Here is a 14,816-nt window from a genome sequence, read left to right on the forward strand (position 1 = left end):
TTACCGTGACTAGCTTACTTTGGATTTTTGTGATGCTCTTTGCGTTAGGCGCCTTAGCCTACCTTAGAGTATCCCTGCTGACCTCGACCATCATCGCGGCTATCGTGATGGCACTGGGTACAGCAACTGCGAGCATTTCCCCCCTTGCCTGGCTGGTCTTTCTGGCCATCACCCTACCGCTTAACATAGGCGCCTTCAGAAAAAGCGTGATCACTCGTCCGCTGCTGAAACTCTATAAAGGGATCATGCCGGAGATGTCTTCCACCGAAAAAGAAGCGATCGAAGCCGGTACCACTTGGTGGGAAGCGGATCTCTTTGCCGGTAAGCCTAACTGGAAGAAGCTGCATAACTACCCTGTCGCCCGTCTGACCGCCGAAGAGCAGGCCTTTATCGAGGGACCGGTTGAGGAAGTGTGTAAGATGCTCAACCAGCATCAGGTTTCTCATCAGCTCGGCGATCTGCCAGAGTCTATCTGGCAATACCTCAAAGACAACGGCTTCTTCGCCATGATCATCAAGAAGAAGTACGGCGGCCTGGAATTCTCTGCCTATGCCCAGTCTCGCGTACTGCAAAAGCTGGCGGGCGTCTCTAGCGAGCTGGCCTCAACGGTTGGCGTGCCTAACTCTCTCGGTCCCGGCGAGTTGCTACAACACTATGGTACCCCGGCGCAGCAAGATCATTATCTGCCTCGCCTGGCCAAAGGCCTGGAAGTTCCCTGTTTCGCCCTCACCAGCCCTGAAGCGGGTTCGGATGCCGGCGCCATCCCTGACTTTGGTATCGTCTGTAAAGGCCAATGGCAAGGCGAAGAAGTGCTGGGGATGAAACTGACCTGGAACAAACGCTATATCACCCTGGCGCCGGTTGCGACCGTGCTGGGTCTGGCGTTTAAGCTGCAAGATCCCGACAAACTGCTGGGTGACAAGGAAGAGCTGGGCATCACCTGTGCCCTGATCCCAACGGATGTGCCCGGCGTCGAAACCGGTCGCCGTCACTTCCCGCTGAACTGTATGTTCCAAAATGGTCCGACACGCGGTAACGAAGTGTTCGTTCCACTAGACTTTATCATAGGTGGTCCAGAGATGGCCGGTCAGGGCTGGCGCATGCTGGTCGAATGTCTCTCTGTTGGACGCGGCATCACACTACCTTCTAACTCAGCCGGCGGAATCAAAACCGCGGCGGTGGCCACAGGCGCCTACGCCCGCATTCGTCGTCAGTTCAAGCTACCTATCGGTAAGCTAGAAGGGATCGAAGAGCCAATGGCACGCATTGGCGGCAACGCCTATCTGATGGATGCGGTCACAACCCTGACCACCACAGGTATCGATCTTGGCGAGAAGCCTTCGGTGATCTCGGCCATCGTTAAGTATCACCTGACCGACAGAATGCAGAAATGCGTCATTGACGCCATGGACATTCACGGTGGTAAGGGCGTGTGTCTGGGCGAGAACAACTACCTGGGCCGAGGCTATCAGGCGGCGCCTATCGCCATTACCGTTGAAGGGGCTAACATTCTGACCCGCTCTATGATCATCTATGGTCAAGGGGCGATCCGTTGCCATCCCTACGTACTGGCCGAAATGGAAGCGGCGTTTGATCCTGACATGCACAAGTCACTGAATGACTTCGACTCAGCCCTGTTCGGCCATATCGGCTTCACCACCAGCAACCTGGTGCGTAGCTTCTGGCTGGGCTTGACCTCGAGCTACTTCTCAAACAGCCCGTACAAGGACAAGACTAAGCGTTACTATCAGCACATGAACCGCTTCAGTGCCAACCTGGCCCTGCTATCGGATCTGGCCATGGCAACCCTTGGTGGCGGCCTCAAGCGTAAAGAGCGCGTCTCCGCCCGTCTTGGCGATCTGCTAAGTCAATTGTATTTGGCCTCGGCGACCCTGAAGCGCTATCAGGACGAAGGCCGTCAGAGTGAAGATCTTGTGCTGGTACAGTGGGCGGTTGAAGATGCCCTCTACAAGTTGCAAGACTCGCTGGACGATCTGCTCAACAACTTCCCGATGGGACTGGGCCGCGTGCTAAGAGTCATCCTCTTCCCATTTGGTCGTCCACTTAAGCGTCCAAGCGATGTGCTGGATCATAAGGTGGCTAAGATCATGCAAACCCCTTGTGCCAGCCGTGATCGCCTGGGTAAAGGCCAGTTCTGGACACCGTCTCCATTCAACGCCGTCGGTATTCAGGAGCAGACCTTTAAAGACATTCTGGCCTGTGAACCGCTGCACGATAAGATCTGCAAGGCAACCGGTAAACGCCACCCCTTCATGTGGCTGGATAAGCTAGCCGCAGAGGGTAAGGCACTGGGGATCTTGAGCGATGAGGAAGTAGCACTGCTCGAGCGCGCCGAAATTGGCCGCATGAAGTCAATCAATGTCGATGACTTCGACCCAGCCGAGCTCAGAGCCCAGACGCTAGACGATGAGACACAACATCAGGCCGCCTGAACTCGAGGCAATAACTGATCCGTAAAAAAAGGAGGCAATCGCCTCCTTTTTTATCTCCTAAAACTGCCAACACAATTATTCAAAGGTAAAGATTAACGCTAAAACATTAACCTGCCGCTTTCTCGTCTGCCGTCACAGCTGATGGCACCTGACTGCCTTTACTCTCCTGACTCCCATCAACTGACGTAGAAGGCACACATTCACCGTCTTCAAGGGACGCTGCCGCCTTCTTCTCATCGGCCAGCAACGCCTCATTGAGCGCCTCCTCGGATAACAAGCTGATAAGCTCTATGCCCACAGGTAAGTCATCCACCGCCTGGATGATAAGCTTCACCTTACCCTCTTGCAGATAGATGAGCGGCAAGGCGCCTTCACCGTAACGCTGCTTAAAATCGGCGAAGCTAAAGTTCTCCGTCAGGCTGGTACTCTTGATCTTACCACCCTTGGCGATGGTGCTGGCGAGCCTTGCATAAGTAACATTGTCACCAAACAGGCATAGACGCTCCAAATAGGACTCGGACAACTGATGGCGGGCGCTGTTACCCTCACCGCTTCCCAGGCCAAACACCTTATTCTTGCCGAGAATATCTTGAAAATGAAAAGTCACCAGCGGATTGAGCTGACGATAGGGAGACAAGACCAGTAGGCGGCCCAATCCCGTCATATCCAGCGCGTTATCGGCATGCTCTGAGGCCGGGTTACCAAAATACACGGGAATATTATCCATCCGCGATAGACGTATATTATCCCAGTTGTTATCTGCCAAGACCACAGACACATTCTTCTGGAGTAGTACCTTAGCCAGCTCCCTGGCGAACTTAGAGGCGCCAAAAATCAGCAGCCCCTGAGCGGAACCCGCCTTAACCCCTAAGAAACGAGCCCAGGCCCCGGCCGTGAGGCTCTGAGACACCACTGTACCTATGATGATCAAAAACACCAGCGGCACTATCTTGTCGGCACCCGCCACCTCGAGGCGCTCAAGTTTGATGGCAAACAGCGAAGACACCGCCGCCGCGACTATCCCCCGCGGGGCCACCCAGCTGAGAAACCATTTATCGGCGCGAGGCAGCGAGGTACCCACGGCGCAGCACCAGACACTTAAGGGTCTGGCGATAAACATCACCACCAGCAAAAGCGCCAGTCCCTGCCATCCCAGTTGCATTAGCGCGGTAGAGTCCAACCTGGCCGCCAACAGAATAAATAGGCCCGAGATGAAGAGTACGGTGAGCGTCTCCTTAAATTCGATGATCTCACCAATATCCACGCCGCGCATGTTCGCCAGCCAGATCCCCATCACGGTCACGGTAAGCAGGCCAGACTCTTCCTGCAGCAGGTTAGACGCCACGAATGCCCCCAGCATGATGGTGAGCACAGCGGTATTCTTAAGATAATGCGGCACCCAGGCGCGGCGCAGCATCACCCCTATGCCGTAACCAAACAGGACGCCAAGCCCCAGGCCTACACCCAGCATGGAAAACAGCGACAGCAACACATGACTGGCGGGCTCCGCGGCCACAGTTAGATATTCAAATACTAAGACGGCCAGCAAGGCGCCTATGGGGTCGATCACTATCCCTTCCCAGCGCAAAATACTGGCCAATTGGGATTTGGGTTTGATGCTGCGCAGCATAGGCACGATCACCGTTGGGCCGGTCACCACCACCAGCGCGCCAAACAACATGGCCAGCTCCCAAGAGAACCCCATGATGAAGTGCGTCGCTACACCGATACAGATCCAGGTGACTAAGGTGCCGAGCGACACCAGATGGGTCACCATGCGGCCATGTTCGCGGATCTCGGAGAAATTGAGCGTGAGCGCGCCCTCAAACAGGATCACCGCCACCCCGAGTGAGATCACAGGAAATAGCAGATCGCCAAAAATGGCATCGGGATCCAGCAAATTAAAAACCGGCCCCACCAACAGACCACAGAGCAGCAAGGGGAGAATCGCCGGCAGTCGCAGCCGCCAACCAAGCCACTGACACACGATTGACAAGATCCCCACTAACCCCAACATGGCCGTGATCTTTTCTACCATTATTTTTATCCTTAATGCGCTAAGGCTGACTCGCCCCAGTAACTAGCATGAGTATAGCCAAGACGGGCAACTAAATAGCACGCCTACTTTCCCTTTGCTTGCAAGATAACACTGTCAGCTCAAATGTATAGGACAACTAGAAGCGAAAAGGCAGTTTGGAGAGTCTGCTCGTTACGGAAACAAGATATTGGAAAGATTGATAGTCCCTTCACCATTGAGGCCTAAATCTTGTCGGAGAGTTGGACAGGACTCGAAATTGCGCTCTCCGGTATGACATGCCGCCATGGTTTCAAAAGAGCTAACCAACTGAGCTACCGCGCCCACCCTAGAGTTCTTTTATCTTCGACTGAATTCATCACAAAGGAAAACAGATACAAAAAAGCCCCGTCATTGCTGACGAGGCTTAAATGTTGTTGGCGGAGCAAACGGGACTTAAGCCCTCGTCACCGTCGTAACAGCCCGCCATGCTTTCAAAAGCGCTAACCAACTGAACTACCGCGCCTACCCTAAAACCCTGGCAATATGGGACTTATGTAAATCAAAGAAAAACAGATACAAAAAAGCCCCGTCATTGCTGACGGGGCTTCTATGTAGTTGGCGGAGCAAACGGTACTTAAGCCCTCGTCACCGTCGTAACAGGCCGCCATGCTTTCAAAAGAGCTAACCAACTGAACTACCGCGCCTACCCTAAAACCCTGGCAATATGGGACTTATGCAAATTAAAGAAAAACAGATACAAAAAAGCCCCGTCATTGCTGACGAGGCTTCGATGTAGTTGGCGGAGCGGACGGGACTCGAACCCGCGACCCCCGGCGTGACAGGCCGCCATGCTTTCAAAAGCGCTAACCAACTGAACTACAGCTCTTATCCTAAAACCCTGGCAATATGGGACTTATGCAAATTAAAGAAAAACAGATACAAAAAAGCCCCGTCATTACTGACGAGGCTTCGATGTAGTTGGCGGAGCGGACGGGACTCGAACCCGCGACCCCCGGCGTGACAGGCCGGTATTCTAACCAACTGAACTACCGCTCCTAAACTCGGATAAAACGCCTTGGCATTTTATCAAAATTAGGTACTTGACTGGCGGAGCGGACGGGACTCGAACCCGCGACCCCCGGCGTGACAGGCCGGTATTCTAACCAACTGAACTACCGCTCCACATCAAGTTGCGAAGGATAATACTTAGGCCACCTAGTCCCGTCAATAACTTTTTTCCTGAAACAAACTAATCAGTTAAAAATTCGCCAACCAAGCCAGATTATTCAATAAAAGCGGCTAGCTTTTCTCCGGCTCGGCGCCTTTTAGATCGTCCTCTTCCGGCATGGTCAGGTCGATCTCATCCAAAGTCGGTCCTATCTCCTTAGCCCGCTCCTCTTCGAGGCGCGCCGCGGTCACCGCCAGCGCCTGCTTAAGATTTTGTCGCTTGCGCCACACCAATAGTGCCAGCGTGCCCAAGACCAAAAGGCTAAGGTTTACGGTAACTATCCAGAACATGGCATCATCTTTTGCCTTGGCCTCGGCTATAGCCGCCTTCTTGGCCGCGATGGCCGCCAGCTCTTCAGCCGTTGGCGGTGGCTCGGGTGGTGGCACCAGATTAAAGAACTTCTCTGGCAGAGTGAGCAGTACCTCGCGCCCGGAGACAGAGGTGGCCGCGGCAATCCCCTTGATGCGATAACTGCCGAACTCGGATACCTGAGGCAAGGTCAGCTGCATACGCTTGTCGGTAACGCTTTGCACCGGCAAGGTCAGCTGCAGCCCGGCGGGACCGACTAATTCAAATTCGAAATGGGTGTTTGCCAGCTGCAACTGCTCATCATCGACAATCACCTCCACCTGCCAGCGGCCTTTGAGGTGATCCTCTGGGGCGATGACGGAGAGGGAAACCGGCATAGGCAGCAAGACGATGTCGCCACCAACCTCGCGGCTAAAGGTATTGTTCTTGGCGCTGACCAGAAAACGATAGTGGCCCCAGGGCTGATTGAGGTTGATATCGGCGGTAAAGATGCCATCGTCGGGGGCGCCATCCAAACCTTCGCCGTTATCCTTATAGCTGCCGACGATTAGGGTACCGGCCGCAAAGTTCTCGTCCCCGGGTCTGTGCTCACTGATAAACTTCGCCGTCCAGTCCACCAAATAGTCCAGTCCAGGCATGCGCATGCGCTGCTCGTCACCTAACAGCTTGGCGGTTACCTTGATTCGCTCACCCTGATAGAGCGGCTGTGGCATGGGGTCGACCTCGATCCCAAGCTTGGAGACCTTATCGATTTTAGAGCCCTTAGCGACCTTACCCAGCAGCTGCCAAGGCCCAGGCATGGGAGATTTGATGGTGATGATGTCGCCGCTTAAGCCATCGACCCACTGCACCGACTCTGGATGGCGCGAGACATACCACTTGCTGCCGTCGGGCAGCACGATGATCACAGGCGCGCTGCCATAGTCGCGCTGCACAAACAGGGTCAGCTCATCGACCATATGATCGATCCTGAAACGGTTTTTAAGCTCGCTCGCCTGGGATGATGGCACGACCTGGGCCGTGGCATTCAAAGTAAGCAGCAATAATCCTGAGGTGAAAATCGCACGTAGCAGCCAATTTCTCATAGGATGACGTTTATCCTCGCCAAATACATTGTCCTGATTTTTCGACTAAATCTAATCTTTGCTCATGCATATTCAGTTCATCGGCCGATGCGCCGATCACTTTAAGGCTTGGACGATTATTTGCGAGACGTATGATGCCACCGCTCTCCTGCCCCGGCTTCTCATTTGAGAGTTCAAACTTGGTCTGCCCCCCCGTCATGATGAGATAAACATCGGCCAGGATCTCGGCATCCAACAATGCGCCGTGGAGTTCGCGGCGTGAGTTATCTATGCCGTAGCGCTTACACAGGGCGTCCAGGTTATTCTTCTGACCTGGGTGAAGAAACTTGGCGATCTCCAGCGAATCCAACACCTGACAGATATCTGTGGTCTTGGGTCCTCTGGGGGTAAGCAGCGAAAACTCATGGTCCATGAAGCTCACGTCGAAGTTCGCGTTATGGGCCACAATCTCGGCGCCGTCGATAAACTCGAGGAAGGCAGGCGCTATCTGGGCAAACACAGGCTTATCGGCCACAAACTCGTTGGTGATACCGTGCACCGTGATCGCCTCTTCGTCGATCGCCTGCATCGGATTGATATATTCGTGAAAATGGCGGCCGGTCAGCTTACGGTTAATCACCTCGACACAGCCTATCTCGATAATACGATGGCCAAAATAGACGGCACCGGCCCCTTGGTTCATACCCGTGGTTTCGGTATCGAGAATTACTTGGCGCTTAGCATTGGAGATAATATTCATATAATTACACGCTTTTACAAAAAAATATTGGGTATACTGCAGTCCTATTTGGCTATGGTAGCAACTTGATGCACGGACTGAAACAACTCTTAATCTTTACCGATGGTTCTTGCCTGGGCAATCCGGGTCCCGGCGGCTATGGCGTGGTGATGAAATATAAGGCCCACGTGAAGGAACTCAGCGGCGGTTTTGCCTTAACCACCAACAACCGCATGGAGCTCCTGGCCCCGATCATGGCGCTGGAGGCGCTCAAGGAGCCCTGTCAGATCATTCTCACCAGCGACAGCCAATATATGCGCCAGGGGATCACCCAGTGGATCCATGGCTGGAAGAAGCGCGGTTGGCTCACCGCCGCTAAGGAACCTGTTAAGAATGTCGACCTCTGGCAGCGCCTGGATGCCGCCACCAGTACACATAAGATAGACTGGCGCTGGGTAAAGGGCCACGCGGGTCATATCGAAAATGAGCGCTGCGATACCCTGGCGCGAGAAGCCGCCGAGGCTGGCCCGAGTGAGGTAGATACAGGCTATCAGGCAAAAGGCTAGCGCTTAACACCTAATTAATTAACACCTAACTAATTAACGCCTCATTACTTAAGCTTAAACTGCTTGACCCTACCGGCTGTCGGCGCGGTAGACCATTTAGGCTGACGCACCTTCTGTCTGTCCAGGATAGGCGTCATGGGCGAGTCTAACTTGCGAGCCACCAGAATATAGACGCTGCCACTGCCTGGCAGCCAGGCCTGCAGCGCATGTTGCCAGATGGAGTCGCCGCGAATCTCACTGAGCAGATGATGGTAAACCAGACGCTCATCACCCACCACCTGATAGCCCAGCAGGCCGAGCCAGTCCTTGACCCTGGCGGGGGTAAAGAAACGGCCGCTCCAGGGGAGCTTTTCCTGACGACTGGGGAGCATCTTACCGAAGAAAGCCGGGCTCAGAGGGTTAAAACCTATGATAAATAGATAGCCACCGGAGATAAGCACCCGGTCGGTTTCGCGCAGCACGCTATAGGGATTGGCCTCGAAATCGAGCAACATGGAACAGACCACGGCATCGATCACCCCATTCTGAATCGGCAGTTGGGAATACTCTCCCTGTAGGCAGCACAAGGCGGACTCACACAGGGAAAACTCACGTCCGATAGGCAGATTAGGCTTCTCTAGGGCATGACTGAGGGGCCCCATGCAGAGCATATGATAGCCAAACACCTTGGGCCACCAGGGCATCAGCTTATCCTCGATGGCCTCTTGCAGCCACAAGCCGTTGGGCAACTCCTGCCAAGCCTGGGGTTTTATCACATTAAAGGACACTGGCCACTCCGCGACTCACTTTTCCGGTTTCCCTAATGATTTGACTATTTTAGTATTAAATCCCTAAAGCGCTATACACGCAATAGCTTTGCTCAGTAAACTAAATCCGTGTCACCCAATCCGTATGAGAGACGAGTATGCATACTGTTACCCCCATCCCCGCCTTCAACGACAACTATATCTGGCTGATTCATGCTAAAGACAGCGGCGGTCATTATGTGGTCGATCCCGGTGATGCCAAGGCGGTGCTGGACTATCTCGAGCAACATCAAATTGTGCTCGATGGCATCTTAATCACCCACCACCACAGCGATCACACAGGTGGCATCGCCGAGCTACAGGCAAGCCATGACCATAAACTCACTGTCTACGGCCCAGATAACGAAAACATCAAAGGGATCAATCATCCTATCTCGGGGCAAACTGAGTCTGTTAAGCCAGAAAAACTCGACAGTGACGCCGCGGTTTTTCATCTTCCCGGCCACACCTTGGGACACATTGCCTACCTGATTGACGATCATCTGTTCTGCGGCGATACCCTGTTTAGCGCCGGCTGCGGCCGCCTGTTTGAGGGCACCCCAGCTCAGATGCACCATTCCCTACAAACCTTGGCGCAGCTCGATGAAACTACCCTCGTCTATCCCGCCCACGAATATACTCAGGCAAATCTGGCGTTTGCTCTGACTGTCGAAAATGACAATGAGGCCCTCATCGCCCATGCCGCCAAGGTTAAACAGCTTCGTGACCAAAATCTTCCGAGTCTGCCCTCCAGCATAGGTTTAGAGAAGCAGATCAACCCTTTCCTGCGCCCTGAGCAGGCAAGCATAAAACAGAATCTCAGTTGCCATTTCGCCCAGGATGTGACAGATGACGGCACCAGTTTCACGCTTCTACGTCAATGGAAGGACAATTTCTTATAATTCCTATACAATGGCGCGCTAATTAAGTCCCCACCGAGGCGGCCCAAGGGTTATCGCCTCGCCGAGAGGGACCCAAAAGTAAGGAATTATTGTCGATGCGCTTACCCATTGTCCTGGTCGCAGGGGGACTCTCCCTGCTCACAGGCTGTCAAACTTTTACCCAGCCGGAACCGGCTGCGCCGGCGATCACCACAGCGCCCGTGGTCGTCGAGCCTCAAGTTATCGCTCCTGTCGAGCCTGAGCCAATTCAGATCACCGATGTGTGGCAACGTATCCGCCTGGGCCTCACTCTCCCAGTACCAGATCAGAAACTGGTTAATCAATACCGTAACTGGTACCTGAAACATCCCCAGCACCTGGCCCGGGTATCGGAGCGCGCCGAACCCTTCATGTATCTGATCGTCGAAGAAATTGAGAAACGCAACCTGCCGATAGAGTTAGCGCTGCTGCCGATCGTCGAGAGCGCCTTCGATCCCTTCGCCTATTCCCACGGCGCCGCCTCAGGCCTGTGGCAGTTTACCGCCCCCATGGCTAAACACTTTGGCCTGGAGATGAACTGGTGGTACGACGGTCGCCGCGATGTGCCCGCCGCCACCGTTGCCGCGCTGGATATGATGGAGTACCTCTATCAGAAGACACACAACAACTGGCTGTACGCCATCGCCGCCTATAACACGGGCGAAGGCCGGGTGCTCAACGCAGTTAAGCGCAACGAGGCCAAGGGGCTGGCGACCGACTTCTGGGCACTAGACTTACCACGGGAGACTGAGCGCTACGTGCCTCAGCTACTGGCACTGGCCGATGTGATCGCCAACGCCGATGATTACGGCATCTCCCTCTACCCCATTCCTAATGAGCCACAGCTCAAGGTTGTCGAGGTGGGCAGTCAGATCGATCTGGCACTGGCCGCCGACATGGCAGGCATGAAGCTCAACGAGCTACATTCCCTCAACCCAGGCTTTAACCAGTGGGCGACGGCGCCCGAAGGCCCACATCGTCTGGTGGTCCCCCTGGATCACGCCGAGCTGTTTGAAACCAAGCTGGCCGCCAGCGACCAAGACCAACGCCTCAAGTGGCAGCGCTATAAGATCAAGTCCGGCGATAGCCTGGGGCTGATAGCCAAGCGTTTTAACACTACACCGTCGGCCCTTCGCGCGGTAAATGACATAAAGAACAACCGCATCATCGCAGGTAAGCATCTGTTGATCCCTGTCTCCTCCAAGGATCCGGCAAAATATCTGCTCTCGGCCGAGCAGCGCCTGCAAAAGCGGCAGTCCGGCGGCAGCGGCTATAAGCTGAGCTACAAGGTAAAATCTGGCGACTCACTCTGGCTGATCGCCAAGCAGCACAAGGTGAGCGTTGCCAAGCTTGCCAAGTGGAATGGTATGGCGCCAAAGGATCCCCTCTCTATCGGTCAGAAGCTGGTGATCTGGCAACAGGGCGACAGCAAGGCGGTGACCCGTACGGTGAATTACACGGTACGCTCCGGCGACTCACTGGCTAAGATAGCCACTAAGTTTAATGTCAGCGTGAGCCAGTTGGTGAAGTGGAACAGCCTCTCGACCAAGAAGTACCTGCAACCAGGCCAGAAGCTGACCCTGTATGTGGATGTGACTAAATCTCGGGTGTAAATCTCGGATGTAAAGACCGGAGTTAAAGTCCGGGTTTAAAGTTTCGGGTGTAATCTCACACACTACCAAGCATGACAGCTTTACCTTCATGACAGGTTTACCCTCATGACAGCTTAAATTTAAGCAGCAATTACCACACACAAAAAAGCGATGCCTCGGCGTCGCTTTTTTATTAGTGCTTTTTTGTTAGCGCTTGTTTATCGGTTACAAAGCTCGCTTACAGCCCGCCTAGCTTCTTAAACAGCTTGTCTTTTAGCTCGTCGGTCGCCTTCTCGGTTTCCTTTTTCAGCTTGGCATCGAACAGGGCTGCGGTATCGAGGGAGAACTTAGGCTCGCTGATGGTGCCGGCGATGGCAAAGGGGATCTCGATGCCATAGAGCACATCTTTCTCTGCGCCGCCCTGACCCTCTAACGAGCCGACCACTGAAGTCTTCAGCGCATAATCGATCGCCTCGGAGAGCAGATTCACATTGCCCTTACCCTGTAAACGGATAAGTGGTGATGCCATATTGAGATCCGGGTTGTTCACTATCCCTTTGGCCACGGTAAAGCTGCCGGTCAGGCTAGTGAAGTCGGTTTTCTTCTCACCGCTCGAGGCCGCATTCAGGTTACCACCGAGTTTTGCTTTGGCGTCACGCAGCATCTGCGGAATGTTTACCCCATAAAGCGCACCGTCGGCGATCTCAAACTGTCCCTTGGCATCGAGATTACGCTTGATGTTATCCGGGATCAGGCTGTAGCCACTGCCTGTCACCTCGAAGTTGGTGGTACCGGCCAGCATGTCGACCTCGGCGGCATCGGTCAGCAAAGGACGCACCTTAATACCGGAGATCTTCTTGTTGAAGCGGTAGCTGGCAACAGGTTTACGACCATCGAGCTGAGCGCTGGCAAGTAGTTTACCCTGATAGAGCTCGGCGCTTAGCTGGCTGACATCTAGCACACCATTTTTCAGGGTCAGCTTCATCAACCAGTTCTCTGTCTTGATCTTATCGGCAGTCACAGACTTGGCATCGAGATCCAGCTTGAGGTTAACTGCCTTCATGCCGCTAAGGTCAGGCTCCTTGGCAGGTGCCGTGCCCTCGCCTTTAGCCGTCTTATCTTCGCCCTTAGTGCCATCATCTTTGGCCATAAATGGCGTCACATCGACATCGCCAAAGCTCATAGAGGCCACCACATCTGGCACCTTGGCGCCGTAATTAACCGACATTTTGCCCTGGGCCTTAATCTGCTCGACATTCAGACTTGAGAGCACCAAGGCCATGGTCTTGGCATTGTTATCCAGCTCGAGTTGAGTGGTGAGATTGATGTTCATGCGCTTATTGGGAATGGCATCCCCTTCCAGGCTGTTCTCAATCTCAAAATCCTTGATGGCGATTTTCGCAAGACTAGGATCGACCTTGATCTGCCCCTTACCTTGGCTGCTGACCTTCATCTCAGGCTGAGTCATGGAGAACTTGTAACCAAGATCGGCAAACTGCCCCAGAGAAAACTCGCCTAAGGTTAAGGATTCAAGTGTCAGTGCCTGGGTCTTACCCGTCGCCTCATCATAAAGATTCACCTGAGTGTTGGTGATGGCGATGCCACCGATATTCAGGCTGCTCAGCTGCACGCTGACCTGAGCGGCCCCATCGCTACCGGTTTTGTCGCCAGCCTTATCGGCCTTCTCGCCAGTGGACGTCAAACCATCCATGCTGCTGCGGCCATTCTTGTAGCTGTCGAAGTTTAGGGTCAGGCCATCTAAATTCAGCTGGGCGATCTCTACCTCTTTACTCAGCAGTGGCATCAGTGCCACCTCCGCCACTATGCCATCGACCTTAAGCATGGTGTCATGTTTGAACCCCTCAGGATTCGACAGGCTGATGTCGCCAAGGGCGATGCCTATGCTGGGGAAGAAGGTCCAGCTAAGATCTTGCTTAATGACCAGATCGCGCCCAGTTTGCTTCTTCACCGCCTCGACAATTTGCGGCTTAAAGTCATTGGGATCGAAGATAAGGGTGAGATAGGCGATCAATAATAGGAAAAGGGAGGCAAATACTATGAGTAGCCATTTTACAAATTTCATAACAGGTTCCGTCTGGTAAGGGTGAGCAATTGGCCCGTTAGGCCAATTGCGAGAGATCCAACTGCTCTGACGATACGGCAACGCCATTATCGTCGGCATAAAGCATCATACCTGGCTTTATTATAACGCGATCTATCTCAAGCGTAACGTTAACATCGCCAAGATCCCGTTTATCCGTCTTGATGGGGTTAGCGCCAAGTGCTTGAATTCCAATGGGCATCTGCGCCAAGGCGCCGACATCACGCACATAGCCATTGATCACTATACCGCTCCACCCATTGTCCACCGCACTCTGGGCAATCATATCGCCAAGCAGGGCGCGCCGATTCGAACCGCCGCCGTCCACCACCAGGACTCTGCCTTCACCAAGCTGTCCCAGCAGTTGCTTGACCTTGGAGTTGTCTTCGAAACACTTCACCGTGACCACCTCTCCCCAGAAGATTCGCTTCTGGCCAAATTGTCGATAATGGGGCGCCAATAACGACAGTTGAGTCTCATAGTGGTCAAAGAGATCGGGCAGTAGATCTTGCATTGCAGCCTCCCTGCAGAACTGAGAAAAGTTAAGTTACTATAACAAGACGAATATAAAATGAAAATTAGATGAATTTAAATTCGATCGGTTTTAGAATGTGCCTTCGCTAATATAGGTTGGCGATTTAATCATCAAGATAATAAACACAAGACCCTGGCTAATAGACCCGTCGATATTGACCAATATCGACCAAGCGATAATGGAATCACATGACAGATCATCTCAATTTACATGATGCAATGGCTGCGCTCGACGAATATGGCTACGAGCAAAAACACAGCAGCGAACTGAGTCAGGCCCGCACCCATGCGCAGATGGATAAATATCTTAGATCGTTAGACTTCAACCTGCGCAGATTGCTGATTTTGCAAGAGGTCGTTGGCAAACTGGTCGATGAAGAACAGGCCAATCTGGCCCGCCAGGAAAACATTCAGACCTATAAGACCAAGGTAATTAACCTGTCCCGCGAATATGGTATCTCTTACGACCACGTACTTGAGATCATGCAGCAAGGAACAAAGTAATCCA

At 53.4% G+C, this 14,816-nt stretch carries 11 protein-coding genes and 2 tRNA genes; 5 read left to right on the top strand and 8 right to left on the bottom strand.

Annotated elements, in window-relative coordinates:
• Positions 1 to 5: 5 nt before the first annotated feature.
• Positions 6 to 2,453 (top strand): acyl-CoA dehydrogenase FadE, encoded by a 2,448-nt coding sequence (gene fadE, locus SHEW_RS10940; protein WP_011865906.1) that lies wholly within the window; start codon positions 6 to 8, stop codon positions 2,451 to 2,453.
• A 106-nt stretch (positions 2,454 to 2,559) separates the two neighbouring features.
• On the opposite strand, the gene SHEW_RS10945 is transcribed toward fadE, so the two are convergent.
• The 5 genes from SHEW_RS10945 to dnaQ all read right to left on the bottom strand — a co-directional run bounded on the left by SHEW_RS10945 (position 2,560) and on the right by dnaQ (position 7,831).
• Positions 2,560 to 4,491: a cation:proton antiporter gene (locus SHEW_RS10945; RefSeq protein WP_011865907.1), complete on the bottom strand. Its 1,932-nt coding sequence runs from the start codon at positions 4,489 to 4,491 to the stop codon at positions 2,560 to 2,562.
• Between the two features lie 958 nt (positions 4,492 to 5,449).
• Positions 5,450 to 5,526 (bottom strand) — tRNA-Asp (locus tag SHEW_RS10950).
• 49 nt (positions 5,527 to 5,575) lie between these two features.
• Positions 5,576 to 5,652 (bottom strand) — tRNA-Asp (locus SHEW_RS10955).
• A gap of 117 nt (positions 5,653 to 5,769) precedes the next feature.
• Positions 5,770 to 7,092: a TIGR03503 family protein gene (locus SHEW_RS10960; protein ID WP_011865908.1), complete on the bottom strand. Its 1,323-nt coding sequence runs from the start codon at positions 7,090 to 7,092 to the stop codon at positions 5,770 to 5,772.
• A gap of 10 nt (positions 7,093 to 7,102) precedes the next feature.
• Positions 7,103 to 7,831, bottom strand: coding sequence for a DNA polymerase III subunit epsilon (gene dnaQ / locus SHEW_RS10965; protein ID WP_011865909.1), 729 nt, complete (start codon positions 7,829 to 7,831; stop codon positions 7,103 to 7,105).
• A gap of 68 nt (positions 7,832 to 7,899) precedes the next feature.
• Between dnaQ and rnhA the strand changes: the two genes are divergently transcribed.
• Positions 7,900 to 8,376: a ribonuclease HI gene (gene rnhA, locus SHEW_RS10970; protein ID WP_011865910.1), complete on the top strand. Its 477-nt coding sequence runs from the start codon at positions 7,900 to 7,902 to the stop codon at positions 8,374 to 8,376.
• 44 nt (positions 8,377 to 8,420) lie between these two features.
• Here the strand turns inward: rnhA and SHEW_RS10975 are convergent, their stop codons facing one another.
• Complete coding sequence (locus SHEW_RS10975) at positions 8,421 to 9,143, bottom strand: methyltransferase domain-containing protein (RefSeq protein WP_011865911.1); 723 nt, start codon at positions 9,141 to 9,143, stop codon at positions 8,421 to 8,423.
• 137 nt (positions 9,144 to 9,280) lie between these two features.
• On the opposite strand from SHEW_RS10975, the gene gloB reads away from it, so the two are divergent.
• Together gloB and SHEW_RS10985 are read left to right on the top strand one after the other, a co-directional pair.
• The gene (gloB, locus tag SHEW_RS10980) at positions 9,281 to 10,063 is read left to right on the top strand and encodes a hydroxyacylglutathione hydrolase (protein WP_011865912.1); all 783 of its coding nucleotides are present in this window, start codon (positions 9,281 to 9,283) and stop codon (positions 10,061 to 10,063) included.
• Positions 10,064 to 10,158: 95 nt separating this feature from the next.
• On the top strand, positions 10,159 to 11,694 hold the full coding sequence (locus tag SHEW_RS10985; RefSeq protein WP_011865913.1) for a LysM peptidoglycan-binding domain-containing protein: 1,536 nt from the start codon (positions 10,159 to 10,161) through the stop codon (positions 11,692 to 11,694).
• Positions 11,695 to 11,911: 217 nt separating this feature from the next.
• Here the strand turns inward: SHEW_RS10985 and SHEW_RS10990 are convergent, their stop codons facing one another.
• Both SHEW_RS10990 and SHEW_RS10995 read right to left on the bottom strand, forming a co-directional pair.
• Positions 11,912 to 13,756 carry an AsmA family protein gene (locus tag SHEW_RS10990; protein WP_011865914.1) on the bottom strand — a complete coding sequence of 615 codons (1,845 nt, stop codon included), beginning with the start codon at positions 13,754 to 13,756 and terminating at the stop codon, positions 11,912 to 11,914.
• A 37-nt stretch (positions 13,757 to 13,793) separates the two neighbouring features.
• The gene (locus SHEW_RS10995) at positions 13,794 to 14,288 is read right to left on the bottom strand and encodes a putative 4-hydroxy-4-methyl-2-oxoglutarate aldolase (protein ID WP_011865915.1); all 495 of its coding nucleotides are present in this window, start codon (positions 14,286 to 14,288) and stop codon (positions 13,794 to 13,796) included.
• A gap of 209 nt (positions 14,289 to 14,497) precedes the next feature.
• Here SHEW_RS10995 and SHEW_RS11000 point away from each other — a divergent pair, with 209 nt between their 5' ends.
• On the top strand, positions 14,498 to 14,812 hold the full coding sequence (locus SHEW_RS11000) for a hypothetical protein (RefSeq protein WP_011865916.1): 315 nt from the start codon (positions 14,498 to 14,500) through the stop codon (positions 14,810 to 14,812).
• Positions 14,813 to 14,816: the final 4 nt, after the last annotated feature.

It is taken from the genome of Shewanella loihica PV-4 (assembly GCF_000016065.1).
Lineage (GTDB): Bacteria > Pseudomonadota > Gammaproteobacteria > Enterobacterales > Shewanellaceae > Shewanella > Shewanella loihica.